Source organism: Armatimonadota bacterium (assembly GCA_031081675.1).
GTDB lineage: Bacteria > Sysuimicrobiota > Sysuimicrobiia > Sysuimicrobiales > Kaftiobacteriaceae > Calidihabitans > Calidihabitans tengchongensis.
In genome coordinates this window covers 1-25,592 of sequence record JAVHLZ010000010.1, presented here as the reverse complement: position 1 = coordinate 25,592, position 25,592 = coordinate 1, and the positions used below count along the sequence as shown (strand labels likewise).

Here is a 25,592-nt window from a genome sequence, read left to right as displayed (position 1 = left end):
GCCCGAGGGGAGCGCGAGAGCATGGACGCCGAACTGGTGCGCCGCATCGAGGACGAGCGGAAGCGGTGGGAGGAGGCGACGGCCGGTCAGCCCGAACGGCAGCCCCAGACCGCCGACGGCCTGCCGATCCGCCGGCTGTACACCCCCGCCGACGTTCGCGCCGACTACCTGCGGGACCTGGGGTTTCCAGGCGAGTTCCCCTACACCCGGGGCATCTATCCCACCATGTACCGGGGGCGGCTGTGGACCATGCGCCAGTACGCCGGATACGGGACCGCCGAGGAATCCAACCGGCGCTTCCGCTACCTGCTGTCCCAGGGGCAGACCGGACTGTCCATCGCCTTCGACCTGCCCACCCAGATGGGGTACGACTCGGACCACCCGCTGGCCGAACCGGAAGTGGGCAAGGTCGGGGTCGCCGTGGACTCCCTGGCGGACATGGAGGTGCTGCTGGACGGGATCCCGCTGGACCAGGTGACCACATCCATGACCATCAACGCCACGGCGGCCGTGCTCCTGGCCATGTACGTGGCGGTGGCCGAGCGGCGGGGCATTCCCCCCGCGGCGCTGGACGGCACGGTCCAGAACGACATCCTCAAAGAGTACATCGCCCGGGGGACCTACATCTTTCCCCCGGAACCGTCCCTGCGGCTGGTGACCGACATCTTCGCGTACTGCGTCGAGCACCTGCCCCGCTGGAATCCCATCTCGGTGAGCGGCTACCACATCCGCGAGGCCGGCGCGACGGCGGTGCAGGAAGTGGCGTTCACCCTGGCCGACGGCCTCACCTACCTGCGGGCGGCGCAGAGGGCAGGACTGGACGTGGACCGGATCGCGCCCCGCCTCTCGTTCTTCTTTGCCGCCCAGATGAACCTGCTGGAGGAGGTGGCCAAGTTCCGCGCGGCGCGGCGGCTGTGGGCGCGCCTGGTGCGGGAGCGCCTGGGCGCCCGGAATCCCCGGTCGTGGATGCTGCGGTTCCACACCCAGACCGCCGGGGCGGCGCTGACGGCCCAGCAGCCGGACAACAACGTGGTCCGGGTCACCCTTCAGGCGCTGGCGGCCGTCCTGGGGGGCACCCAGTCCCTGCACACCAACGCCCGGGACGAGGCCCTGGCCCTGCCCACCGACGAGTCCGCCCTGCTGGCCCTGCGCACCCAGCAGATCATCGCCTTCGAAAGCGGCGTGGCCGACACCGTGGACCCCCTGGGCGGGTCGTACTACGTCGAGGCTCTGACCGACGAGATCGAGGCGCGGGCCGCGGCGCTGCTGGACCAGATCGAGGACGCCGGCGGGATGCTGCGGGCGGTGGAGACCGGCATGGTGCAGCGCATGATCGCCGAATCGGCCTACCGGGAGGCCCGGCGCGTCGAGGCGGGCGAGCAGGTGGTGGTGGGCGTCAACCGCTTCCAGGCCGACACCGCGAGCCGGCCCCGACTCCTGCGGGTGCCTCCCGAGGTCATCGAGCGCCAGAAGGCGGCCGTGGCCCGGGTGCGGCAGGAGCGGGACGCCGCGCGGGTGCGGCGAGCCCTGGAGCGGCTGCGGCAGGCGGCGGCCGGCACCGAGAACCTGATGCCCCACATCCTGGAGGCCGTCCGGGCCCACGCCACCATCGGGGAGATCTGCGACGCGCTCCGCCAGATCTTCGGCGTGTACCGCCCGGCGGCGGTCGTGTGATGGCCGCGGGGTGGACGGGGCGCGGCCGGCGAGGGCGCCGTCGGGGGAGCGATCTGTGGGGCCGGTGAGCGGAGACGCCGAGCGCCTGCTGGAGCAGGCCCGCGCCGGCTCCGTCCCGGCCCTGGCGCGCCTGATCTCGCTGGTCGAGGATGGGGACCCCCGGGGACAGGAGGCGCTGCGGATCCTCCATCCGCACACGGGTCGGGCCCACCTGATCGGGGTCACCGGCCCGCCGGGGGCCGGCAAGAGCACCCTGGTGGACGCCCTGATCCGCCGCGTGCGGGCCCGGGGCCAGACGGTGGCCGTCGCCGCGGTGGATCCCACCAGCCCCTTCACCGGCGGCGCCGTCCTGGGGGATCGCATCCGCATGCAGGATCACGCCACCGATCCCGGCGTGTTCATCCGCAGCATGGCCACCCGCGGCGGCCTGGGCGGTCTGGCGCCGGCCACGGCGGATGTGGCGAAGGTCCTGGACGCCGTCGGCTACGACCTGGTGGTCATCGAGACCGTGGGGACCGGCCAGGCGGAGGTGGACGTGGTGGGCGCGGCCGACACGGTGGTGATCGTCCTGGTGCCGGGGCTGGGGGACGCGGTGCAGACCCTGAAGGCCGGCATCCTGGAGATCGGCGACGTCTTCGTGGTGAACAAGGCCGACCGCCCCGACGCCGACCGCACGGCCACCGAGATCCGCATGATGCTGGGCATGGCCGGGCCGCGGGACGGATGGTTCCCCCCGGTCCTGCTCACCGTGGCGACCACCGGGCAGGGGGTGGACGAGGTCCGCGCCGCCCTGGAGGAGCACCGGCAGTTCCTGCGCTCCCGCGGACTGCTGGAGCGCAGGAGGCGGCAGCGGCATCGGGCCGACATCCTGCGGATCCTCGAAGCCCGCCTCCGCCGGCGGATCCTGGAAGGGGACCGGCGGCTGGAAGAGTTCGTCGAGAAGGTGGCGGCGGGGGAGATGGACCCGTACACCGCCGCCGAGCGCCTGATGGCGCAGATCGGGTCCGCCCGGTGAGGGGCGCGGCCCGGGCACGGGGGGAGCAGATGACCGTCGATCACGTGGGCATCGCGGTCCGCAACCTCGCCGAGACGGCGGCCCTCCTGGAGGCGGCCCTGGGGCTGGTGGTCACCGAGCGGTACGATCTCCCCCGCGAGGGCGTGAGGCTGGCCTTTCTGTCGGGGGGCGCGGCCGACCTGGAGCTGCTGGAACCTCTGGACGAGACCGGTCCCCTGGCGCGATTCGTGGCCCGCCGCGGCCCGGGCCTGCACCACGTGGCGTTCCGCGTGCCCGACATCCGGCAGGCCCTCGCCCGGGCCGAAGCCGCCGGCTGCCGCCCTGTCGAACCCGCGCCCCGGATGGGAGCGCGCAACCGCCAGGTCGCGTTCCTGCACCCCGACACCACCGGAGGCATCCTCGTCGAGCTGGTCGAGCTTCCTCCCGGACGGTGATCCTCCCGCACCGGAGCGTCCGGGAGCTGCGGACGGCGGGGCTGAAAAAATGGCCGCGCCGTCTTGCATTGAGTGTTCTCTATCGCTATAATCCACGCGGTCGCGTCTTTCGACCCTGCCGGTCCTGACCGTCCCCCCTCTGCCTGGCTGACCCGACCGGGCCGACCTGCGCCTGCGGCCGGATGAGGTGAGTCGCATGACAACAAGGAGATCTGCGTGACCGTTCTCTCCGTCCCCCCGGCGGCGGGGCCGCGCAGCGGCGCCGTCAGCGGCGTCATCCTGGCCGCCGGGCTGCTGACCGCCCTCGCCGCCGGCCTGACCCACGGGACGCTGCGCAAGGAGGTGACCGTCCGGACTCCGGATCGCACGGTACGGATGGTCACCTACCGGCACACGGTCCGGGAGGTTCTTCAGCAGGCGGGCGTGTCGGTGGCTTCCTCCGACGAGGTGGAGCCGCCTCCCGGCGCCCGGGTGGGGGAAGGGATGACGATCGTCGTGCGCCCCGCGATCGGCGTCACCCTGGTCGCCGACGGTCGCGTGCGGCCCGTGCGCACCACGGCCCGCACCGTCGCCGAGCTGCTGGCCCGCCAGGGCCTGCGGGTGCGTCCCACCGACAAGGTATACCCGGCGCCCGAGGCGCCCCTGGCGGCCGGCGCCACGGTCCGGGTCGTCCGGATCGAGCACCGGCTGGTGGTGGAGCGGCAGGCGGTGCCCTACGAGGTCCGCACCCTGCGCGATGCTGCCGCTCCCCGGGGGCTGCTGCGGGTCGTCAGGCCGGGCCGCGAGGGTCTGCGCGAGCGGCTGTGGCGGGTGACCCTGGCCGACGGCGTGGTGGTGGCCCGCACGCTGGTGGGCGAGCGGGTCGTGCGGCCGCCGATGGACCGGATCATCTCGGTGGGCACGGTCGTGCACGTCGCCTCCCGGGGCCCGTTCGCCGGACACGAGGTGCTGGAGATGCTGGCCACCGCCTACGCGCCGTTCTGCTGTCCCGGCGTGGACGGCATCACGTCCACCGGCATGCGGGCCGGTTACGGGGTGGTGGCGGTGGATCCGCGGGTGATCCCCCTGGGCAGCCAGCTGTTCATCGAAGGGTACGGCTACGCGGTGGCCGGGGACGTGGGCGGCCGCATCAAGGGATTGCGCATCGACCTGGGCTTCGACACCACCCGGGAAGCCCGCCGGTTCGGCGTGCGCCGGGTGCGCGTGTACGTGCTGGACCGAGGAGCGCGGTAGAAAGAGGGAAGAGGGAAGAGGGAAGAGGGAAAGACCAGCTCGGCATGTTCTCCGCCTCCCCTCTCCTCGACTTTTTGCTTTTCCCTCTTCCTTCTTCCCTTTTCCCTCTTCCCTTTCTAGTATGGAATCGATGGCCGTCCTCGATCCGGCCTCACTGGCCACCCCGGCCGGCACGGTTCGCCTTCTCCGCCAGTTCGGGATCCACCCCCGCAAGCGCCTGGGCCAGCACTTCCTGGTCAGCGCCGCCGCCCTGAGGGCGATCCTCCAGGCCGCCGACCTCGACCGCCGCGACGCGGTGCTGGAGATCGGGGCGGGGGTCGGCACGCTGACCGCGGCTCTGGCGGAGCGCGCGGGATCCGTGGTGGCCGTGGAAGTCGACCCGGCGGTCCTGCCGGCCCTGCGAGCGGTGGTGGCGCCCTACCCCCACGTCCGGGTGGTCCACGCCGACGCCATGGCGGTCGATCTGGCCGCCCTGCTGCCGGAAGAGGGCGTGCGCAAAGTCGTGGCCAACCTGCCCTACCGCATCGCCTCTCCCCTGGTGGTGAGGCTGCTGGATCCGTCCCTGCGCATCCGCCGGCTGGTCCTGACGGTGCAGCGCGAGGTGGCCGAACGGATGGCGGCCCGGCCGGGACGCCCGGACTACGGGCTGCTGTCGGTGCTGGTGCAGGCTCGGGCGGCCGTCACCGTGGTGCGGCGGCTGCCTCCCGGGGCGTTTTTCCCCCCTCCCGAGGTGGAGTCGGCGGTCGTGCGGCTGGACCCCCATGACCGTCCGCCCTGGCAGACCGGAGAGGAAGACGCGTTCATGCGGGTGGTGCGCGCCGCCTTTGCCCAGCGCCGCAAGACGGTGCGGAACGCGGTGGCCGCCGCCCTGGGTCTGGCCCCCGCCGCCGCGGCGGCCGCCTGCGTCCGGGCGGGGATCGACCCCGGGCGGCGGGGGGAGACGCTGACCCTGGAAGAGTTCGCCGCCCTGGCCCGGGCCGTGGCTGAGACGGTCGGGGAAGAGGCGGTGGGGAGGGAACGCCGGTGACGGACTACGCCTCGCACTACTCGGCGGCGGCCCGGGCGATGACCCGGTCGCTGATCCGCGAACTGCTGACCCTCACCCGGCGCCGCGACCTGATCTCGTTCGCCGGGGGACTGCCCGATCCCGCGACATTCCCGGTGGAGGAGCTCCGGGAGATCACGGCGCGGGTGCTGGTCCAGAACGCGGCCGTGGCCCTCCAGTACGGCCCCACCGAGGGCGACCCCCGGCTGCGCGGCGAGCTGGCCAGGTGGATGGCCAAGGACGGCATCCGCGCCTCCCCCGACCAGGTCCTGGTGACCACCGGCTCCCAGCAGGGGCTGGACATCCTGGGGCGGATCCTGCTGGATCCCGGCGACGTGGTGGTGGTCGAGATCCCCTCGTATATGGCCGCCCTGCAGGTGTTCCGCAGTTACCGCGCCGAGATGGTGGGGGTGCCTCAGGACGACGAGGGCCTGCGCGTCGACCTGCTCGAGCAGGCCCTGGCCCGGCTGCGGGCGCAGGGGCGGCGGCCCAAGTTCATCTACGTGGTGCCGGACTTCCAGAACCCCTCCGGGGCCACCCTGGCGCCGGACCGGCGGCGGCGCCTGCTGGAGCTGGCCCGGGAGTGGGACACCCTGGTGGTGGAGGACAACCCCTACCGGGAGCTGCGCTACGAGGGAGAGGCCCCGCCGCCCCTGGCGGCGCTGGACGCCGACGGCCGGGTCATCTACCTGTCCACCTTCAGCAAGACCCTCTGCCCGGGGCTGCGCATCGGCTGGCTGGCCGCCGCCGGCGAGGTGGTGCGCCAGTGCGTCACGGCCAAACAGGGGATGGACCTGTGCTGCCCGTCCCTGACCCAGATGGTGGCCGCGGAGTTCTGCGCCGCCGGGCACATCTACGCGCGGATCCCCCACCTCATAGACCGTTATCGCCGCAAACGCGACGCCATGCTGCACGCGCTGGCCGCCCGGATGCCCCCCGGGGTGCGGTGGACCCGTCCGGCGGGAGGGCTGTTCGTGTGGGTCCAGCTGCCCGAGGGCGTGGACACCGAGGCCCTGCTGCCTGCGGCCATCACCGACGAAGGAGTGGCCTACGTCGCGGGCAGCGGCTTCCACGTGGACGGCGGCGGTCGAACGGCCATGCGGCTGAACTTCTCCTTCCCATCCGAGGACCAGATCCGGGAAGGAATCGAGCGCCTGGCCCGGGTGGTCCGCCGCCACCTGCCGGCCGCCCGGCCCGGAGGCGCCTGAGAGCCGGGCGCAGAGCGCGGCCAGGGTGGCGACGGGCTAGGGGCGAAAGACGTGCCGGTCCACCCGGGCCGCCCGGCGGATGGCCGGGGCCAGGTCCCGGGCGACCACCACGGTGATGTCCGGGCGACCGGACTCCTGACGGGTCACGATCCCGGGACCCAGCAGATCCGCCAGCGCCTGCGCCACCTCGGGATGGTTCGAGCGGTCCACGATCTCGGTGCGGGCCGCGGGAGGCGCCGTTCCCACGCGCACCACGCGGAAGCCCAGACGCTCCAGGCGCGCGGCGGTATCCCGGGCCAGCCCCGGCAGCCCGCTGGCGTTGAGGACCTCCACCGTCGTCGCCGCCAGCACCCGGGGGTCCACTCCCAGGAACATCTCCGCCACCAGCGCCCGGGTCGCCGCGGGGTCGTGGAAGACGTACACCGGTCCCACCTGACCCGGCACGGTGGCGGTGTGAAGGGCGTCGGGGGGGAGGCGGAGGGCGAACAGGCCCAGGGCCACCAGTTCCCGCAGGGAGAGGTTGGTCTGGGTGTAGCGCGAGGCGGCCTGCACCAGCCGCGGGGCGGCGCCCAGCGCCCGCGGCGAGCGGAGGTGGTCGATGATGGCCCGCAGTACCTGCTGCTGCCGGCGGACGCGACCGATGTCCCCCTCAGGGTCGTGGCGGAAGCGGATGTAGTGCATGGCCTGCTCTCCGCTCAGGCGCTGGCGGCCGCGGCGCAGGTTGATGTACAGCCCGGCCCACCGATCGGTGTAGGTCATGTCTTTCTCCACGTCCACCTCGATGCCCCCGAGGGCGTCGATGAGCCGGGCAAAGGACTGCGGTCCCAGCTTCACGTAGTAGTGGACCGGCACCCCCAGGAACTCCTCGACGGTGCGGATGGTCAGGGCCGGTCCTCCGAAGGCGTAGGCCGCATTGATCTTGGCCTCCCCCACGCCGGGGATGGTGACCAGGGTATCCCGGGGAATGGACAGCACGCTGACGCGCCGCCGCAACGGGTCGAATCCCACCAGCATCAGAGTGTCCGAACGCGCCACCGGCACGATCTGCCGGCGGGTGTCCAGCGTGACGTCCACCCCGATCACCAGGACCGTGGTGCGCCGCGCCAGGCGCGCCGGCCAGGCGACCGGGCTGTGCCGGGGAGGGCTCACCGCCGCACCCCCCAGCGGTCCCTGAGGCCCGGTGGCGGCCAGGAGCAGACCCACCACCAGGCCGGCCAGGACCGCCGGCAGGCCCAGGGCCGCCCACCGGGCGTACCGCCACCATCCGGGCGCCGCGGAGGGCGGGCGAGGCGGAGGGGAAGAGGGGCGAACGGGATGTCTCTCCATGGCCCGAAGCGGCAGCCGTCGCCACCGCGCGGTGCGGGCTCCGGAGCCGTTCCCGGAGCCCGCACGGACCTGCAGCACACCTCATGATAGGACATTCCCGGCACACGGGCAACGCGCCCGCCCGGCCCGGAGGAGTTTGCGGGGCCCGCACCTAACCCCACCCTCAGACAGATCGGGCCTCGGGCAGGAGGACAGTTCCATCGGCGCTGCCAGTGTCTCCGTGTCGGCGGTTGCCCGGCTCCCGCGGGCCGGCGCCGGCGCGGGTGGTGTGCGCGCTCACGGTCCGGCCATCCTCTCCTGGTTCCTGCCGCCCTCTGCCTGCCGCGCAGTCCCTGCCCGCCCCGAGGATCGCGGACCGCGCCGGCGGCGCGACCGCCGGGGGAAGGAGGGAGGCCGGTGAAGGAACTGCGGCTGCACGCCTATGCCAAGATCAACCTGACCCTGGACGTGCTGGGCGAACGCAGCGACGGATACCACGACGTGGAGACCGTCCTGCACACCATCGCCCTCCACGACGTCCTGATCCTGCGGGAAGCGGGGGAGGGCGTGGACGTGGTGGTGCACGACGGGGATGTCCCCTCCGACCACCGCAACCTGGTGGTGCGGGCCGCCCAGCTGGTGCGGGAGACGTTCCGGGTGGATCGCGGCGTGCAGATCGAACTCATCAAGCGCATCCCCGCAGCCGCGGGCCTGGGCGGGGGCAGCGCCGACGCGGCGGTGACGCTGCTGGGGCTGGCGCAGATGTGGAAGTTGCGCCTGGACGGCCGCGCCCTGTCCGCCCTGGCCGTCCGCCTGGGGTCGGACGTGCCCTTCTTCCTGGAGGGCGGGGCGGCGCTGGCCCGGGGACGCGGCGAGATCCTGGAGCCCCTGCCCCCCCTGCCCTCCACCTGGGTGGTCCTGGGCCGCCCGCAGATCCCCGTGGCCACCGAGTGGGCGTACCGCCAGCTGCGCGCGGCCGCCGTCACGGCCCGTCCGGACACGCGGGCGATGGTGGAGGCCCTGCGCCAGGAGGACGTGCGCCGGGTCGGCCGGCTGCTGTGCAACGTGTTCGAGGACGTGGTGGGGCCGGCGTACCCGGTGATCCGGGAGATCAAGCGCATCATCCTCTCCGGAGAGGCCTACGGCGCGGCGCTGTCCGGAACCGGGCCCACCGTCTACGGGCTGATGGCGAACGAGGCGGCCGCCCGCAAGGTGGCCGACGACCTGGCCGCTGTGCCCGACGTGGATGTCATCGTCACCCGGACCTTTGCCGAAGCCCGCTGACGGACCCCACCCCCAGACGGACGCCATCGTCCTGGCCGGAGGCGGGGCGGAACCGGGCCTGCCCCCGGACCTGCCCAACAAAGCCTTCCTGCCGGTGGGGGGCCGTCCACTGCTGGCCCACGTCCTGGATGCCCTGCGGGCCAGCGCCGCCATTGCGCGCATCGCGGTGGCGGGCCCTCCGGACGTGCGCCCCTGGCTGCCCGCGGGGGTCCTGCACGTGCCCGACAGCGGGTCGCTGATGGCGAACGTGGTGGCCGCCCTGCGGGCGCTGGGGTCGGAGGAGCCGGTCCTGGTGGTGGCCTCCGACATCCCGCTGCTCACCCCCGAGGCGCTGGAGGAGTTCCTGGCCGCCTGCCGGGCGTCTCCCGCCGACTTCCACTACGCCATCGTGCCGCGGGAGGCGATGGAACGGGTTTTCCCGGGCGCCCAGAAAACCTACGTGACGGTGGCGGACGGGACCTTCACCGGCGGCAGCCTCATGCTGGTGCGGCCCCAGGTGATCGAACGGGTGCGGCCGCTGGTGGAGCGCCTCCTGGCGGCCCGCAAGAAGCCCTGGCTGCTGGCGCAGGCGTTCGGGTGGTCCGTGGTCCTGAAGTTCGCCTCGGGCCGGCTGACCATCGCCGAGATGATGGACCGGGTGGCCGACCTCGCCGGGATTGCCGCCCGCGCGGTCATCATGCAGCGGCCGGAGGTGGCGCTGGATGTGGACGCCGGCAAGCCCCACAACCTCGCCCTGATCACCCGGGCGCTGGATCGGACGGGAGGGTAGGCGGCCGTGACCCGCCGCGCCCGCCGCGGCCGCCTGCGCCGGGGGGAGAGGATGGTGGTGATGGCCCACCACCTGTTCCACGCTCCCCGCCGGCTGTTTTCCCTGGGTGCCTTCGGAGAGATGCTGGATGCCGCCAAGTCCACCATCAGCGAGGACCTGGCGTTCATGCGCGCCGCGCTGGAACGGTTCCAGCTGGGCACGGTGGAGACGCTGCCGGGCGCCGCGGGAGGGGTCCGGTACGTCCCGTGGCGGGGGAAGGAGGCGGTGCGGGCCCTGGTGGAGGAGGTCTGCCAGCGGCTGCGGGACCCCTCCCGCCTGCTGCCGGGAGGGTTCCTCTACACGGCCGACATTGTGGCCACGCCGCGGTACGCCGCCGCCCTGGGCGAGGCACTGGCGGGCTTCTTCGAGGACTCCCGGCCGGATGTGGTCCTGACCATGGAGGTCAAGGGCATTCCGCTGGCCCTGATGGTGGCCCGCGCGTTCGATGTCCCCCTGGTGATCGCCCGCCGGGGGGCGCACGTCACCGACGGGCCGGCGGTCAGCGTGAACTACGTGTCGGGTTCGTCCCGCCTGGTGCAGTCCATGACCTTGCCCCTGCGGGCGGTCCCGCCGGGCGCGCGGGTCCTGTTCGTGGACGACTTCCTGCGCGGTGGGGGAACCGCGCGGGGGGTCCACGACCTGATGCGCGAGGTCCGGGCCGAGGTGGTGGGCGTGGGGGTGCTGGTGGAAGCCGCCGTGCCCCGCCCGAAGATGGTGGACCGCTACGTCTCCCTCATCGAGTTCGCCGGCGCCGGCCCCGGCGGGGAGGTGCTGGTCTCTCCCAGCCGGTGGGTCCGGGCGGGACCGCCGTAGCCGGCGGTCGCGGTGGTCGCCCTGGCTTGCTCCCTGGCGGGGTCCGTGCTAGCCTGATGACAGCATGCACTTGCTTGCAGACCCCGACCCCACCCGGGCCCGGCTGCTGCGGGCGGGGCTGGCGCTGCTGGCCGAGCGCGGGTACCGGGGCGCCACCACCCGGGAGATTGCCCGCCGGGCGGGGGTCAACGAGGTCACCCTGTTCCGCCACTTCGGGGGCAAGGACGCCCTGTTGCGGGCCGCCCTCCAGCGCCTCAGCCCGCCGCTGGACGCCCTGGTGCCCTCCCCGGGCCCGGACGTGGCCGCCGACCTGCGGGCGCTGGCGCGCAACTACCTGCGCCTGATCGAGGAGAACCAGGGGCTGATCCTGCGGCTGCTGCCCGAGCTGCTGCGCACCCGTTCGCTGCGGGGGGATCGGCCGCCGGAAGGATTCGCCCGCACCCTCGGCGCCGTCGTCGCCTTCTTCCGGGAGCACCAGAGCCGCGGGTCGCTGGGCGGCGGCGAGTCTCCGGCCCAGATGGCCCTGGCGTTTTTGGGGCCGCTGATGGCGCGCCTGCTGCTGGGAGAGGCCCTGGGGGTGCGGGTCGCCCTGGACGTGCCGGCTTACGTGCGGGGCTACCTGCAGGGTCGGGGCGCGGCCCGGGCTCAGCCTGGGGGGAGGCGCCCCCGAGTGGCGAGGGATGCCATCAAGGCAGATCGGTGAGGGGGGAGCGCTGTGACCGGTCGCTGGATGTCCGTCGTCGGGGCTGTCGTCTGCGTGGCCATTGCCGCGCCTGCGGCTCGCTCCCAGCCCGTGCAGCGGCTGACGGTGCAGCAGGCGGTGGACCTGGCCCTCCGGCAGAACCCGCAGGTGCAGGTGGCGGCCTTTGATGTCGCCATCGCCCGGGCGCAGCTGGCCCAGGCCCGCGCCGGGACGGCGGTGCAGGTCAGCGTCCAGGGCAGCTACACGCGCACTCAGGAGCAGGAGCCGATCGTATTTGGTTCCCTCACCCTGCCGCCCCCCTCGCCCAACGTCTACGACGCGCGGCTGGTGGCTCAGTACCCCCTGGCCACCGGCGGGCGCGTCGAGGCCCAGATCGCCGTCGCCGAGGCCAACCTGCGGGGCGCCGAGGCCGCTCTGCAGCGCGTCCGCCAGCAGGTGGTCTTCAGTGTGCGGCAGGCCTACTACCAGGTGCTGCTGGCGCAGGCCGGCGAGGCGGCGGCCGAGCGGGGACTGGCCCAGGCCACCGAGAACCTGCGGGTGGCGCGGGCGCGGGTGGCGGCGGGCGTGTCTCCGAGGTTCGACGAGGTGCAGGCCGAGGTGGCCGTCGCCAGCGCCCGGCAGGCTCTGGTGCGCGCGCGCAACGGCGTCGCCCAGGCACGGCAGGCGCTCAACGCCGCGCTGAACCAGCCCCTGGACACGCCGCTGGAGCTCGTGGACGGGTTCGCCACCGAGCCGGTCCAGACCCCGCTGGCGCAGCTGGTGGCGCGGGCCCTTCTGGTGCGCCCCGAACTGGCGGAACTGGCGGCGCGCCGGGATGCCGCCCGGGCCGCCGTCGAGGTGGCCGCCAGCGGAGGTCGGATCTCCCTGGTCCTGTCGGGGGCCTACGTCTACTCCAACACGGGAGCTCTGGGGCCCGGCACCGACTTCGGCACCACGTGGAGCGTCACCCTGGCGGCCACCCTGGCCGTCGCCGACGGCGGTCTGACCCAGCAGCGGGTCGTCGAGGCCCAGCAGCGGCTGGCCCAGCTGGAGGCGGCTCTGGGTCAGCAGCGTCAGGGCATCGAGGTGGAGGTCCGCCAGGCGTACCTGTCCCTGGAGTCGGCGCGCGAGGAGCTGGCGGGAGCCGATGCGCTCGTGGCCCAGGCGGTCGAGGCGCTGCGGATCGCCCAGGTCCGGTTTGCGGCGGGGGTGGGAACCGCGCTGGAGGTCATCAGCGCCCAGGCCTCCCTGTCCCAGGCGGAGGCGGCCCGCGCCCAGGCCCAGTTCGCCTACAGCGTGGCGCGGGCGCAGCTGGAACGGGCGGTCGGAGAGGCGGTGCGGTAGTGGCTTACCGGCGGGGTGTCGCTCTGACGGCGGCGGTCCTCGTGGCGGCGCTGGCCGCGTGGGGGGCGGCGGCCTGGCGGCGGGGGCCTTCGCCTGACGCGGTGCGGGCATCGGGCATCATCGAGGCGGACCAGGTCACCGTCGCCAGCAAGGTGGCCGGGCGCATCGCCTCCCTGGAGGTGGACGAGGGCGACGCGGTGCGGGCCGGTCAGGTGGTGGTCGCCTTGGACAGCCGCGAGGCGGACGCGCAGCTGCAGCAGGCCCGGGCGGCGCTGGAGGCGGCCCGGGCGCGGCTGGCTCAGGCGCAGGCGGCCCTGGTCCTGCAGCAGCGACAGGTGGACGCCTCTGTGGCCCAGGCCCGGGCGGCGCTGGAGGCGGCCCGGGCGCGGGTGCCGCAGGCCGAGCAGGCCGAGGCGCTGACGGCCTCCCAGGTGGACCTGGCGGTGGCGCAGGCCCGGGCGGCGCTGGAGGCGGCCCGGGCGACCGCGCGGTCGGCGGAGGCGGCGTGGCGTCGGGCCGAAGACGACCTGGCCCGGCTGGAGCCGCTGTTCCGGGACGGGGCCGTCAGCGCCCAGCAGGTGGAGGCGGCGCGGGCCGCCCGGGATGCGGCGCGGGCGCAGTACGAGGCGGCCGCGCAGGCCGCGCAGCAGGCCGAGGCGGCGCTGCGCCTGGCCGAGGCCAACCGCCAGCTGGTGGCCATCCGCGGCCGCGACGTGGAGGCCGCCCGGGCGCAGGTGCGCCAGGCGGAGGCCGCCGTCGCCGCCGCCCGGGCCGGCCAGGCGGCCATCAGTCAGAGACGGGCCGACGTGCAGGCGGCGGCGGCGCAGGTGGCGCAGGCCGAGGCCACGGTGCGGTTGCTGCAGACCCAGCGCGACACCCTGGTGATCCGTTCACCCCTGGCCGGCGTGGTGCTGGTCCGCCACGCCCGCGCCGGCGAGGTGGTCACCCCCGGGACTCCCATCCTCACCGTCGGCACCCTGGACCAGCTGCGGCTCCGGCTCTACCTGCCCTTGCCGCAGCTGGGCCGGGTCGCCGTCGGCCAGCGGGTCGAGGTGACCACCGACGCCTTTCCGGGACGCGTGTTCGCGGGCACCGTGACCGAGATCAGCCAGCAGGCCGAGTTCACGCCCCGCAACGTCCAGACTCCCGAGGAGCGGGTCAAGATGGTATTCGCGGTCACGGTGACCCTGCCCAACCCCGACCACCTGCTCAAGCCCGGGATGCCGGCCGATGCGGTCATCCAGACGCGGGGGCGCGGCCCCGCAGACACGCGCTCTCTTACGTTGAAGGTCCAAGGGTGAAGGTACGCGATTGGTGAGGGAGATGCCATGGGGGCCATCGTCGCCCGCGGTCTGACCAAGCGCTACGGATCGTCGGTGGCCGTGGACGGCGTGTCCCTGGAGGTCCGGCAGGGCGAGGTGGTCGGCCTGCTGGGTCCGGACGGGGCGGGCAAGACCACGCTGCTGCGGATGCTGTGCGCGGTCCTGTCCCCGGACGCCGGCACGGCGCAGGTGGCCGGCGCCGACACCCGCGAGGCGCCGGAGCAGGTCAAGGCCCGCATCGGCTACATGCCGCAGGCGTTCGCCCTGTACGACGACCTCACGGTCCGGGAGAACCTGCGCTTCGTCGCCGAGATGTTCGGGGTTCCCCGGGCGCTGATTGGCCCGCGGATGGACCGGCTGCTGGCCGCCGGACGGCTGCAGGCCGCCGCGGACCGCCTGGCCGGCCACCTCTCCGGGGGGATGCGCCAGAAGCTGGCCCTGGCAGCGACGGTGATGCACGAGCCGGAGGTGCTGGTTCTGGACGAGCCGACCACGGGCGTGGACCCGGTGTCCCGGCGTGAGTTCTGGGAGATCCTCTACGACCTGAACCGGCAGGGCAAGACGATTCTGGTCGCCACCCCCTACATGGACGAGGCCGAACGGTGCGCCCGGGTGGCGCTGATGCACCAGGGCCGTCTCCTGGCGGTGGAGGCTCCCCGCACCCTGCGCGCCCGCATGCCGGGCGTGATCCTGGAGGTCGTGGCCGCGCCCCGCCGGGCCGCCCTCCAGCGCGCGCGCGAGCTCCCCGGGGTGATCAGGGCGCACCTGTTCGGCCATGCCCTGCACGCGGTCGTCTCCCGCGACGCCGACGGCCCGCGCCTGCGCGAGGCCCTGACGGCTCAGGGGATCGTCGTGGAGAGCGTGCGGGCCGTGGAGCCGTCTTTGGAGGACGTCTTCGTGGCCCTGCTGGCCACCCACCCCGACCATGACGACACCCGCCATTGAGGCTGCCGGCCTGACCCGCCGTTTTGGCGACGTCGTGGCCGTGGACCACATCGACCTGGTCGTCCCGCGCGGCGAAGTGTTCGGGTTCCTGGGCCCCAACGGTGCCGGGAAGACCACCACCATCCGGATGCTGTGCGGGCTGCTGGCCCCCTCCGCAGGGACCGTCCGGGTCCTGGGGGTGGACGTGACGCGGCACCCCGAGGCGGTGAGGTCGCGCATCGGCTACATGGTGCAGCGCGGGCCCCAGTACGCCGACCTGACGGTGGAGGAACTGCTGCACTTCTACGCCCGGATCTACGGCCTGCCCGGCCCCGAGCGGCGGCGCAAGGTGTCCGGGTGGATCCAGCGGGCCAGCCTGGCGGGGCGGGAGCGGCAGCTGGTGGGGACCCTCTCGGGAGGCTGGCGCCAGCGCCTGGCCCTGGGGTGCGCCGTGCTGCACCACCCCGACCTCCTCCTGCTGGATGAGCCCACGTCCGGGACCGATCCGGTGCAGCGGCGGGAGTTCTGGGACCTGATCTACCGCTTTGCCGACGAGGGCACCACGGTGCTGGTCACTACCCACTACATGGACGAGGCCGAGCACTGCACCACCCTGGCGTTCATCCACGGCGGCCGCATCATCGCCCAGGGGCCTCCCGCCGAGATCCGGCGGCGTGTCCTGGGGGAGGGCGTGGTGGAGGTGGTGGCCGAGCCCTGGCAGGAGGCCCTCCGGGTCCTCCGGTCCTGGCCGGGAGCCCGCAGCGCGGCCCTGTACGGGACGGCGGTGCACCTGGTGGCCGACGACCCGCGGCGGGCGGCGGCGGACGTCCCGGAGATTCTCCGCGCCCGCGGGGTGCGGGTGCACCGGGTGGAGGTGCGTCCGGCGTCGCTGGAGGACGTCTTCGTCCTGCTGATGAGCCCGGACAGATCGGGAGGATGACGCCATGTCCCGGCGCCTGACGGCGATGATCGTCAAGGAATTCATCCAGCTGGTGCGGGACCGGCGCACCCTGGCCATGGCGGTCCTCATGCCGGTGATCCAGCTGCTGCTGTTCGGCTACGCGGTGACCACCGACGTGGAGAGGCTGCCGACCCTGGTGGTGGACTACTCCCAGTCGGCGGAGAGCCGCACGCTGGTGCAGCGGTTTGTCAACTCCCGCTACTTCCAGGTCCGGGGCGCCACCTCGAGCGTGGCGGAGGTGCAGCGGGCGATCGACCGGGGCGCCGCCCGGGTGGGGATCGTCATCCCGCCCGAGTTCGCGCGCCACCTGCGGGGGGGCCGGCCCACCTCCATCCAGGTGATCGTGGACGCCAGCGATCCGCTGGTGGCCCGCAGCGCGCTGACGACCGCGGAGGCGATCGGCCAGATCGTCTCGCTGGAGATCGCCCGCGGGGTCCTGGGCCGGGCCGGCATCGCCGTCCAGGGCGTCCCCCTGGAGGTGCGCACCCGCGCGTGGTACAACCCGGACCTGCGCAGCACCAACTTCATGGTGCCCGGGCTGCTGGCGGTGATCCTGCAGATGCTGACCATGATGTTCACGGCCCTGGCCATCGTGCGGGAGAGGGAGCTGGGCACCCTGGAGCAGCTGGTGGCGACGCCCATCCGGCGGGGCGAGCTGATGCTGGGGAAGATCCTGCCCTACGTGGTCCTGGGCTACGTGGACATCACGCTGGCGCTGCTCATCGCCGCCCTGTGGTTCCGGGTGCCCGTCCACGGCAGCCTGCTGCTGCTGTACGGGCTGACGCTGATCTTCTACATGACGACCCTGGGGCAGGGGATCCTGGTCTCCACCGTGTCCCAGACCCAGCGCCAGGCGATGCAGGCGTCGTTCTTCATCTTCCTGCCCACCCTGCTGCTGTCGGGCTTCATGTTCCCCCGGGAGGGCATGCCGCCGGTGGTCCAGGGGATCGGTTACCTGCTTCCCCTGACGTACTTCCTGATCATCGTGCGGGGGATCATTCTCAAGGGCATCGGCCTGGCCGACCTCCTTCCCCAGATCCTGCCCCTGGCGGCTCTCGCCGTGGTGTTCTTCACCGCCAGCGTGGTCCGCTTCCAGAAGCGCCTGGACTGACGCCGCCGCCCGGCCTTTCTCTCTCATTCCCTCCCCTGTATGCTGGAGCCGGAGCACGGGGATGAGAGGGGACACGAGCCCGCTGCGGCGCTGCCGGGCCGTCCTGTTCGACCTGGATGGCACCCTGCTGGATTCCCTGGACGCCCATTACCGGGTCTACCGGCGGGTGTGCGCCCGGATGGGGGTGGCATTCGACGAGGAGCTGTACCGGCGCCACTACTCGCCCAACTGGTACCTGTTTTACGAGCGTCTGGGCCTGCCCCGGGACCGCTGGGCGGAGGCGGACCGGCTGTGGCTGGAGCACTACGCCCAGGAGACGGTCAGCCCCCGGCCGGGCGCGGATCGCGCGCTGAGAGCCCTGCGGGCGGCGGGGCGGGCGGTGGGACTGGTCACCTCCGGAGATCGGTCGCGGGTGGAACGCGACCTGATCCGCGCCGGGTGGCAGGGGGTGTTCGACGTCGTGGTGTGCGGCGGGGACACCGCAGAGCGCAAGCCCCACCCGGCCCCGCTGCGGCGCGCCCTGGCCCGCCTGGGCGTGGCCGCGGAGGCGGCGGCCTACGTGGGCGACACGCTGGAGGACGTGCTCATGGGCAGACAGGCGGGGACGGTCACCGTCGCGGTGGCGGGCGGCTTCGCGGCCGCCGAGGCCCTGGCCGCATCCGGCGCGGACGTGGTCCTGCCCGACCTCGACGCGCTGGCCGCGCTGCTGTAGCGGGGACACGTGCAGACGCGACCTGCCAACCCGCCGACGAGTTCCCTCTCCCTCCGGGAGAGGGCGGGGTGAGGGAGCCTGCCGGTGTACTCCGGGATCACAGATCCCGGATCCCGCGGTCAGGCCCCCGGTCCCGCCGCCACCTTCACCCGCGGGCCGTCGGCGCGGTTCAGGGCCGCAAGGACCAGGGGCACGCAGGCCCCCAGCACCGCCACCAGGCCCATCACGTCGTAGCCGGCGGCGGCAAAGACCACGCCGCTGCCGGCGCTCCCCGCCGCCGACGCCAGGCCGATGAGCAGGTCGTTCAGCCCCTGGGTCCGCGCCCGTTCGCCGGGGGAGAGCTGGTCGGCCAGCAGCGTGGAGCCGCCCACATAGCAGAAGTTCCACCCCACTCCCAGCAGGAAGAGGGCCACCGCCATCGGCAGCACCCGGGGCGACAGCGTCGCGGCCAGCGCCGCCAGGATCAACCCCGCCGCGCCGGCCAGGATCACCGGTCCCCGCCCCACGCGGTCCGCCAGGCGGCCGGAGATCACCGAGAAGGCATACATGCCGACCACGTGGGCGGAGATGACGACGGAGATGCTGGTCACGGCGTGGCGGTGCTCCCGCATGTGCAGGGGGGTGATGACCATCAGCATGACCATCACCAGCTGGCCGAACACCATGGCGGTCGTGGCCACCTGGACTCCCGGCGCGCTGGAGATCTCGCGGAGGCGGCGCCCTCCGGAGCCCGCGGCGGGATCCGAGGACCCGCCGGCGAGGGCGCGGGCCAGGTCCCGGGGCTCCGGGCGCAGACCCAGGAAGACCACCGCACCGCCCGCCAGGAACAGGAGGGCACACGCCGCATAGGGGCCGGACAGCTCGTCCAGCCCGGCGTGCGCGGCCAGGCGGCTCGCCGGCCCCGCCATCAGCGGCCCGAGGACCGCCCCCAGCGTGCCGCCCAGGACCACGGTGGACAGTGCCCGCCCCCGCTGGTCTGGCGGGTGGACCTCCGCCGCGACGAAGCGCGACAGCTGGACCGCCGACACGGCCGCGCCCAGCAGGACGCCGCCAGCGAGGAACAGGCCAAACGAGCGCGACAGGATCGCCCACCCCGCCGCCGCCGAGCCCGCCACCCCCAGCAGCATGCCCAGCAGCAGCACACCGCGGCGGCCCAGCGGGTCCATCAGGCGCCCCCAGCCCAGGGCGGCCGCGGCCGCGCCCACCTGGTAGCCCGTGGCCGGCACGCCCGCCCAGGACGGGTGCCCGCTCAGACGTGCGCCGGCGATGGCCACGATGGGAAACACGGCCACCACCGCCGCCGAGCCGAGGCTCTGGGCGGCGAACAGGGTCCGGGCGATCCGGCGGGAGGCGGTGAGATCGTTGGACATGGACTCCCCGGGCGAGGGACGGCGTGGGTTTCGACGTGCCCCCTCCGGCGACCTGCCCTTGGGGCGCAGGGAATCCGGCTCAGGTTGACCCGGGGGGTCGCCACGGTATAATGAAGGGTGCGACGCGGGGTGGAGCAGCCAGGTAGCTCGTCGGGCTCATAACCCGAAGGTCGGCGGTTCAAATCCGCCCCCCGCTACCATGGGAGCGCAGACAGGGCGCGGGGATCCGCGTCCTGTCTGCGCGTCAGACCCTCTGACCGCGAAGCCGGGGAACGGCCCCGGTCAGGGTCCGGCAAGCCCGGCCAGGGCGGAGTCAAAGCGTTCGCGTTCCCGCTGGACCCGGATGCGCTCCTCGCTCCACCGCGCCCGGGCGGGCTCCAGCCCGAGGTTCCCCGGGGCCCCCTCGGAGGACCGCCGCGCCAGGGCCGCAGCCAGGTCGGCGGGACGTTCCACAGGTGCTGCCCCCGTGGCGACCTGCCGGTAGGCGTCGCGGAAGGGCACGCCCGCAGCCGCCAGCTGGAGCGCCGCGTCCGCGGCGAAGATCTCGGGGGTGCAGGCGGCTGCCAGGCGCTCGGGATCGGGCGTGGTGTGGGCCACCGTGAGGGCCATGACGTTCAGGCAGGCGGTCACCGTCTCCAGCCCCTCCATGAGCGGCCGTTTCGTCTCCTGCAGGTCGCCGTTGTAGCCCGACGGGCAGCCGGCCACGATGGCCCCCACCTGCGCCTGCAGCCCGATCGCCCACCGGCAGCGCGCCCGCACCAGCTCCACCGCATCCAGGTTGCGTTTCTGGGGCATGAGGGAGGATCCGGTGACCATCTCCTGGGCCACGCGGAAGAAGCCGAACTCTCTGGTGGTGAAGAGCAGCAGGTCCTCGGCCAGCTTGGCCAGATCCACCGCCACCTGCGCCGCCGCCTGCAGGGCGGCCAGCTCGAACTTCCCACGGCTGTTCTGCACGTAGAGGACGTTGGGTTGCACCCGGCGGAATCCCAGCAGGCGCGCTGCGTACGCCCGGTCCAGCGGGAGGGGCACCCCATAGCCGGCCGCCGACCCCAGGGGCGACTGGTCGTTCAGGCGATACGCCGCGTCGCACAGCGTCAGGTCGTCCAACAGGGCCTCGACGAAGGCCCCCGCCCACAGGCCCACCGAGGACAGCATGGCCCGCTGCATGTGGGTGTAGCCGGGCATGGGGAGGTCGCGGTGGCGGGCGGCGAAATCCAGCAGTGCCCCGGCGCACCCGAGGACGGCGTCCTGGAGGTCGAGCAGTGCCCGCTTGGTGTACAGCCGCAGGTCCACCAGCACCTGGTCGTTGCGCGAGCGTCCCGTGTGCAGCTTCTTCCCCAGGTCGCCCAGGCGCTCGACCAGCAGTCCCTCAACCCTGGTGTGAATGTCCTCGTCCTGCACGGTGAGGGCCAGCCGCCCCTCGCGGGCTTCGCCCAGGAGCGCGCGCAGAGCCTCCTCCAGGCGCGCCGCCTCCTCGCGGGTGAGGACGCCGATGTGGCCGAGCATGCGGGCGTGGGCGATGGACCCCAGCAGGTCGGCCCACGCCAGGCGCTGGTCCAGCCAGACATCGTCCCCCACCTCGAAGCGCTCGATCGCCTCGTGCAGGCGGTAGCCCTTTTCCCACAGTTTGCCCATGCGCGTCCTCCTGCGGGACGGCGGGCCCCTCAGGCCTTCGCCCGCGCCCGCCGCAGGGCCAGCACCTGATAGGGCAGCCCGCGGATCTGCGCCGCCGGGCCGCACAGGCGCTGGTCGAAGCCTCCCGTGGCGATGGAGCGCAGTTCGGGGGCAAACAGAGACTGACGGGACGCCCGCGCCACCACCTCCATGCTGCCCTTGTACAGCCGCAGCGACACCTCCCCCTCCACGACCTCCTGCGAGCGGCCGATGAAGGCATCCAGGTCCGCTCTCAGCGGATGGAACCAGTCGCCGTGGTAGACGAGGGCCGCCCAGGCCTGGTCGATCCCGCGTTTGAACTGCACCTCCTCCTTGGTCAGGGTGAGCTGCTCCAGGTCGCGGTGGGCCCGCAGGACGACGGTGGCCGCCGGCGCCTCATAGACTTCGCGCGACTTCAGACCCATGATGCCGTCTTCGAGGATGTCGATGCGGCCAATGCCGTACCCGCCGGCCAGGACGTTCAGGGCATCCACGAGGTCTGCCAGAGCCATGGGCGTCCCGTTCAGGGCCACGGGGATGCCCCCTGTGAACGTCAGGGTGACGGTGGCGGGCCTGTCGGGGGCCCGCTCGGGCGGCACGTACCACCGCCACACGGCGTCGGGGATCGGGGTGTCCAGCCCCAGGCCCCCGCTGGCGATGGAGCGGCACCACAGCGTCTTGTCGTCCCCGCCGGGGATGGGCTCGTCGACCGGAATCCCGAAATGGGCGCACAGCGCCCGCTCCTCGGTACGGGTGAGATCGAGGTCGCGCACGGGCACGAGGATGGGCAGCCCCGGCGCGAAGAGGGTGAAGACATTGTGCATGCGGTACTGGTCATTGCCCTTGCCGCTGGAGCCTTCGGCCAGGCCGTCGCACCCCAGGGCCACCGCCTGCTCGGCCACGAGGCGGGCAATCAGCTGGCGGGTCATCGCCGTCGCCACCGGGTAGCCCAGGTAGTCGGCGTTGGCGCGGATGGCCGGGGCCAGCCAGTCGCGCGCGAACTCCTCCCGCGCGTCGATGACGCGCGGGGTGATCCCCAGCACGGCAGCCGTGCGCGCGGCCGCGTCCAGCTCGTCGGCGCCCTGGCCCACGTCCACGGTGATGGGCACGACCTCCTCGACCCCGTACACCTCCCGCAGGAGGGCGACGCACAGGGAGGAGTCCAGCCCGCCGGAATAGGCGAGGGCCACCCGCCGCACCCGCGGCGCGCGCTGCACGGTGGTCAGTTTTTCCAGGGGGACGGCCCGCGCCATGGGACACCTCTCCTCTCCGTGGTGGTATTGCGAATTATTATGCGAATACCGGAATAAAATTGCAACCTCCCCGAGAGAGGCTCGCCCGCGGGGTGGCTGGGCCGGGGGTTTCAGGCCGGGCGACCGCCGGCCCGGTGGTTCCCGGGGGCGATCGCGGGGGAGGGCCCGGGGGCGGGGCGGTCGACTCCGTCCTGCCATCCTCCGGCCCCGCCGCGTGCGGCGGACGATCCGGGCAGCGTCTTGACACGCCGGCTGCCCGCTTGCTAGTGTCGGGCCACACCCGGTCCGGCCGCGCCGGCGGGTGGCAGGAGCGCGCCTAGGGTTCCACGGCTCCCACACGGGCCGGTCGGTCCGAGCGGCGCGGGCGGTGCACCGACCACCGCTACACCGTCGGGACAAAAGCCTGAGGGACAGGTCCTCGCGATCGGTCCCTCAGGCTTTTCGCATGGGGAGGAGACGCGGATGGTCCGGCGGATCGCCGTGTACGATACTACCCTGCGGGACGGCACCCAGGGCGCCGGGATCGCGTTTTCGGCCGACGACAAGATCCGCATCGCCCGGCTGCTGGACGAGCTGGGCGTGGACTACATCGAAGGAGGCTGGCCGGGCAGCAACCCCAAGGACCTGGCGTTCTTCGCCCGCGCCCGGGACCTGCGGTGGTCCCGCGCCCGGGTGGTGGCATTCGGCAGCACCCGGCGCCCGGGCCTGCGAGCCGAGGATGACGCCAACCTGACGATGCTGCTGGAGGCGGGCACGCCCGCGGTGGCCCTGTTCGGGAAGAGCTGGGACCTCCACGTGACCCGCGCCCTGCGCACCACCCTGGAGGAGAACCTGCGGATGATCGCCGAGTCGGTGGCCTACCTTACGCGCGCCGGGCGGGAGGTGATCTACGACGCCGAGCATTTCTTTGACGGCCTGCGGGCCAACCCCGACTACGCCCTGGCCACCCTGCGGGCGGCGCGAGCGGCCGGAGCCGCTGTCCTGGTGCTGTGCGACACCAACGGCGGCAGCCTCCCGGAGGACATTCGCGCCGGGGTGGAGCGCGTGCTCCGGGAGGTGGGCGGCCCGGTGGGCATCCACACCCACAACGACGGCGAGCTGGCCGTGGCCAACACCCTGGCGGCGGTGCAGGCGGGGGCGGTGCACGTGCAGGGGACCATCAACGGCTACGGCGAACGCTGCGGCAACGCCAACCTGTGTTCGGTGATCCCCAACCTGCAGCTGAAGATGGGCTACGCCTGCCTGCCGGAGGCCTCCCTGGCGCGCCTCACGGACGTCTCCCGGGTGGTCAGCGAGCTGGCCAACCGTGCCCCCGACGACCAGCAGCCCTTCGTCGGCCGCAACGCCTTCGCCCACAAGGGGGGCGTCCACGTGAGCGCCGTCGTGGCCGACCCGGCCACCTACGAGCACATCGACCCCGCCCGGGTGGGCAACCGTCGCCGCGTGGTCGTCTCGGACCTGTCGGGGCAGGCCACGGTCCTGTACAAGGCCGCCGAGGTGGGCATCCCCCTGGACCGCTCACGGCCCGAGGTGAAGGAGATCCTGGCCCGGCTGAAGCAGCTGGAGCACGAAGGGTACCAGTTCGAGGGGGCGGAGGCGTCCTTTGAGCTCATCATGCGGCGGCTGCTGGGCACCCACCGCCCGCTGTTCACGCTGCACTGGTTCCAGGTGACGGTCAGCGGCTCCGGCGATGGCGCGCGGGCCGAGGCCACCGTCAAGCTGTCGGTGGAAGGGGTGACCGAGCACACCGCCGCCGACGGCAACGGTCCCGTGCACGCCCTGGACCGCGCGCTGCGCAAGGCCCTGGACCGGTTCTACCCGGAACTGCGGTCCATCCGGCTGACCGACTACAAGGTGCGCGTCCTCAACGCCGAGGCGGCCACGGCGGCCCGGGTGCGGGTGCTGATTGAGTCCACCGACGGCGAGCGGACCTGGGGGACGGTGGGCGCATCCACCAACGTGGTGGAGGCCAGCTGGCTGGCCCTGGTGGACAGCCTGGAGTATGGCGTACGCTGCCGGCCCACCGGGCCGGCCGCCACCTCCCGCCCGGGGACATCGGACGGAGCCACCCGCCCCGCCGGCGACGGGTGAGGGGCTCGGGACGCATGTCTCCGTTTTTCGTCACAGACGTTACAGCGTTCCCGCCGCCGCCCACGCCACCACCTGCGTGACCGACACCCGGATCAGCGGACAGCTCTCCAGGGCGGCGTTCCGGTACTGGGGATACCGGGCGCGCAGGGCGGCGATGGCCGCCCCGCGCTCGGCGGGGTCGTCGACCAGTCCCGCCCGGCCCCGCAGCTGCACCCACGCCAGACGGGTCCAGTCCTCATCGTAGCGGTCCACCACCAGGCACACGTCGGGGTGCCCCAGGAGGTTGCGAACGCGGCGCAGGCGCAGGGGCGCGACCCGTTTGGGCTTGACGTCCAGCGGTGTGTAGACGTCTCCGCCGTGGACGGCAAAGCAGACCGGCACCACGTGGGGCCGGCCGTCGCCGTCCACCGTGGCCAGGTGGCCCACCCGCTGGCTGTGCGCAAATGCCACCACCTTCTCTGACAGGACACCGGACACCGGCCCACCTCCTCCCGCCCCCTGCTACACTACCCGTAGCGAGGTGATGCCTGTGCACGTGGGCGTGGTCTTTCCCCAGACCGAGATCGGCACCGACCCCGGAGCCATCCGCGAGTTCGCCCAGGCCGTCGAGCGGATGGGCTACACCCACCTGCTGGTCTACGACCACGTGGTGGGCGCCCGCCCCGACCGCCTGGCCGCCCTGGGGTTTCGTCCGCCCTACACCTACCAGTCGCCCTTCCACGAACCGTTCGTCCTGTATGGCTACCTGGCCGCCGTCACCCGTACCCTGGAGCTGGCCACGGGCATCCTCATCCTCCCCCAGCGCCAGACGGTCCTGGTGGCCAAGCAGGCGGCCGAGGTGGATGTCCTCAGCGGCGGCCGCCTGCGGCTGGGGGTGGGGCTGGGGTGGAACCCGGTGGAGTACGAGGCCCTGGGCCAGCGCTTCTCCGACCGCGGGCGGCGGATGGAGGAGCAGGTGGCGTTGCTGCGCCGCCTGTGGACCGAGGAGCTGGTGGACTTTTCCGGCCGGTACCACACCGTGCGCGGGGCCGGACTGAACCCCCTGCCGGTCCAGCGCCCGATCCCCATCTGGATGGGCGGCGGCGCCGAGCCCGCCCTGCGCCGCATCGCCCGCCTCGCCGACGGCTGGATCCCGGAGGTGCGGCCGGAGCAGGACGCCGAGGCCGCCGTGGCGCGCATGCGCCAGTACCTGGCGGCCGCCGGGCGCGACCCGTCCCGCTTCGGTATCGAAGGGCGCATCCGCCTGGCGCGCACCCCGCGGGAGGAGTGGCCGCAGGCCGTGCAGATGTGGCAGCGCCTGGGCGCCACCCACCTGTCCGTGGACACCATGCGGGCCGGCCTCGCCGGCCC

The 25,592-nt window shown here is 73.3% G+C and carries 23 protein-coding genes and 1 tRNA gene; 19 read left to right on the top strand and 5 right to left on the bottom strand.

Annotated elements, in window-relative coordinates; genetic code table 11:
* Nucleotides 1–21: 21 nt before the first annotated feature.
* From RB150_05355 to RB150_05330, 6 genes are all read left to right on the top strand, one after another.
* Nucleotides 22–1,674 (top strand): methylmalonyl-CoA mutase family protein, encoded by a 1,653-nt coding sequence (locus tag RB150_05355; GenBank protein ID MDQ7819959.1) that lies wholly within the window; start codon nt 22–24, stop codon nt 1,672–1,674.
* A 64-nt stretch (nt 1,675–1,738) separates the two neighbouring features.
* On the top strand, nt 1,739–2,689 hold the full coding sequence (gene meaB / locus RB150_05350) for a methylmalonyl Co-A mutase-associated GTPase MeaB (protein ID MDQ7819958.1): 951 nt from the start codon (nt 1,739–1,741) through the stop codon (nt 2,687–2,689).
* Between the two features lie 29 nt (nt 2,690–2,718).
* On the top strand, nt 2,719–3,123 hold the full coding sequence (gene mce / locus RB150_05345) for a methylmalonyl-CoA epimerase (GenBank protein ID MDQ7819957.1): 405 nt from the start codon (nt 2,719–2,721) through the stop codon (nt 3,121–3,123).
* Nucleotides 3,124–3,339: 216 nt separating this feature from the next.
* The gene (locus tag RB150_05340) at nt 3,340–4,356 is read left to right on the top strand and encodes a ubiquitin-like domain-containing protein (protein ID MDQ7819956.1); all 1,017 of its coding nucleotides are present in this window, start codon (nt 3,340–3,342) and stop codon (nt 4,354–4,356) included.
* A 130-nt stretch (nt 4,357–4,486) separates the two neighbouring features.
* A complete protein-coding gene (gene rsmA, locus RB150_05335) occupies nt 4,487–5,383 on the top strand; it encodes a 16S rRNA (adenine(1518)-N(6)/adenine(1519)-N(6))-dimethyltransferase RsmA (protein ID MDQ7819955.1) in 897 nt (298 codons plus the stop codon).
* Complete coding sequence (locus RB150_05330; protein ID MDQ7819954.1) at nt 5,380–6,609, top strand: PLP-dependent aminotransferase family protein; 1,230 nt, start codon at nt 5,380–5,382, stop codon at nt 6,607–6,609. Before rsmA ends, RB150_05330 begins: the two co-directional genes overlap by 4 nt.
* Nucleotides 6,610–6,645: 36 nt before the next feature.
* On the opposite strand, the gene RB150_05325 is transcribed toward RB150_05330, so the two are convergent.
* The gene (locus RB150_05325) at nt 6,646–7,935 is read right to left on the bottom strand and encodes an LCP family protein (GenBank protein ID MDQ7819953.1); all 1,290 of its coding nucleotides are present in this window, start codon (nt 7,933–7,935) and stop codon (nt 6,646–6,648) included.
* 396 nt (nt 7,936–8,331) lie between these two features.
* On the opposite strand from RB150_05325, the gene ispE reads away from it, so the two are divergent.
* The 10 genes from ispE to RB150_05275 all read left to right on the top strand — a co-directional run bounded on the left by ispE (nt 8,332) and on the right by RB150_05275 (nt 17,875).
* On the top strand, nt 8,332–9,198 hold the full coding sequence (gene ispE / locus RB150_05320; GenBank protein ID MDQ7819952.1) for a 4-(cytidine 5'-diphospho)-2-C-methyl-D-erythritol kinase: 867 nt from the start codon (nt 8,332–8,334) through the stop codon (nt 9,196–9,198).
* Nucleotides 9,182–9,967, top strand: a complete 786-nt coding sequence (locus RB150_05315) for a nucleotidyltransferase family protein (protein MDQ7819951.1) — start codon at nt 9,182–9,184, stop codon at nt 9,965–9,967. Before ispE ends, RB150_05315 begins: the two co-directional genes overlap by 17 nt.
* Before the next feature lie 6 nt (nt 9,968–9,973).
* Nucleotides 9,974–10,819 carry a pur operon repressor gene (gene purR, locus RB150_05310; protein ID MDQ7819950.1) on the top strand — a complete coding sequence of 282 codons (846 nt, stop codon included), beginning with the start codon at nt 9,974–9,976 and terminating at the stop codon, nt 10,817–10,819.
* A gap of 64 nt (nt 10,820–10,883) precedes the next feature.
* The gene (locus RB150_05305; protein ID MDQ7819949.1) at nt 10,884–11,522 is read left to right on the top strand and encodes a helix-turn-helix domain-containing protein; all 639 of its coding nucleotides are present in this window, start codon (nt 10,884–10,886) and stop codon (nt 11,520–11,522) included.
* Between the two features lie 27 nt (nt 11,523–11,549).
* The gene (locus RB150_05300) at nt 11,550–12,845 is read left to right on the top strand and encodes a TolC family protein (protein ID MDQ7819948.1); all 1,296 of its coding nucleotides are present in this window, start codon (nt 11,550–11,552) and stop codon (nt 12,843–12,845) included.
* Nucleotides 12,845–14,146, top strand: coding sequence for an efflux RND transporter periplasmic adaptor subunit (locus RB150_05295; GenBank protein ID MDQ7819947.1), 1,302 nt, complete (start codon nt 12,845–12,847; stop codon nt 14,144–14,146). The genes RB150_05300 and RB150_05295 overlap by 1 nt, the downstream gene beginning before the upstream one ends.
* A 27-nt stretch (nt 14,147–14,173) precedes the next feature.
* Nucleotides 14,174–15,112 carry an ABC transporter ATP-binding protein gene (locus RB150_05290; GenBank protein MDQ7819946.1) on the top strand — a complete coding sequence of 313 codons (939 nt, stop codon included), beginning with the start codon at nt 14,174–14,176 and terminating at the stop codon, nt 15,110–15,112.
* Nucleotides 15,093–16,031, top strand: a complete 939-nt coding sequence (locus RB150_05285; GenBank protein ID MDQ7819945.1) for an ABC transporter ATP-binding protein — start codon at nt 15,093–15,095, stop codon at nt 16,029–16,031. The genes RB150_05290 and RB150_05285 overlap by 20 nt, the downstream gene beginning before the upstream one ends.
* Before the next feature lie 4 nt (nt 16,032–16,035).
* Nucleotides 16,036–17,163, top strand: coding sequence for an ABC transporter permease (locus RB150_05280; GenBank protein MDQ7819944.1), 1,128 nt, complete (start codon nt 16,036–16,038; stop codon nt 17,161–17,163).
* Nucleotides 17,164–17,224: 61 nt separating this feature from the next.
* Nucleotides 17,225–17,875, top strand: coding sequence for an HAD family hydrolase (locus RB150_05275; GenBank protein ID MDQ7819943.1), 651 nt, complete (start codon nt 17,225–17,227; stop codon nt 17,873–17,875).
* Between the two features lie 119 nt (nt 17,876–17,994).
* Here the strand turns inward: RB150_05275 and RB150_05270 are convergent, their stop codons facing one another.
* Entirely contained in the window at nt 17,995–19,245 is a 1,251-nt protein-coding gene (locus RB150_05270; GenBank protein MDQ7819942.1) for an MFS transporter, read from the bottom strand.
* A gap of 123 nt (nt 19,246–19,368) precedes the next feature.
* Between RB150_05270 and RB150_05265 the strand changes: the two genes are divergently transcribed.
* Nucleotides 19,369–19,445 (top strand) — tRNA-Met (locus RB150_05265).
* Nucleotides 19,446–19,527: 82 nt separating this feature from the next.
* Here RB150_05265 and argH read toward each other — a convergent pair.
* Complete coding sequence (gene argH, locus RB150_05260; protein MDQ7819941.1) at nt 19,528–20,880, bottom strand: argininosuccinate lyase; 1,353 nt, start codon at nt 20,878–20,880, stop codon at nt 19,528–19,530.
* Between the two features lie 29 nt (nt 20,881–20,909).
* Nucleotides 20,910–22,151, bottom strand: coding sequence for an argininosuccinate synthase (locus RB150_05255; GenBank protein MDQ7819940.1), 1,242 nt, complete (start codon nt 22,149–22,151; stop codon nt 20,910–20,912).
* A gap of 462 nt (nt 22,152–22,613) precedes the next feature.
* On the opposite strand from RB150_05255, the gene cimA reads away from it, so the two are divergent.
* Nucleotides 22,614–24,242: a citramalate synthase gene (gene cimA, locus RB150_05250; protein ID MDQ7819939.1), complete on the top strand. Its 1,629-nt coding sequence runs from the start codon at nt 22,614–22,616 to the stop codon at nt 24,240–24,242.
* A 39-nt stretch (nt 24,243–24,281) separates the two neighbouring features.
* On the opposite strand, the gene RB150_05245 is transcribed toward cimA, so the two are convergent.
* Nucleotides 24,282–24,719 (bottom strand): TIGR03668 family PPOX class F420-dependent oxidoreductase, encoded by a 438-nt coding sequence (locus tag RB150_05245; GenBank protein MDQ7819938.1) that lies wholly within the window; start codon nt 24,717–24,719, stop codon nt 24,282–24,284.
* 52 nt (nt 24,720–24,771) lie between these two features.
* Between RB150_05245 and RB150_05240 the strand changes: the two genes are divergently transcribed.
* The coding region (locus RB150_05240; GenBank protein ID MDQ7819937.1) for an LLM class F420-dependent oxidoreductase at nt 24,772–25,592 on the top strand (821 nt) is incomplete at its 3' end.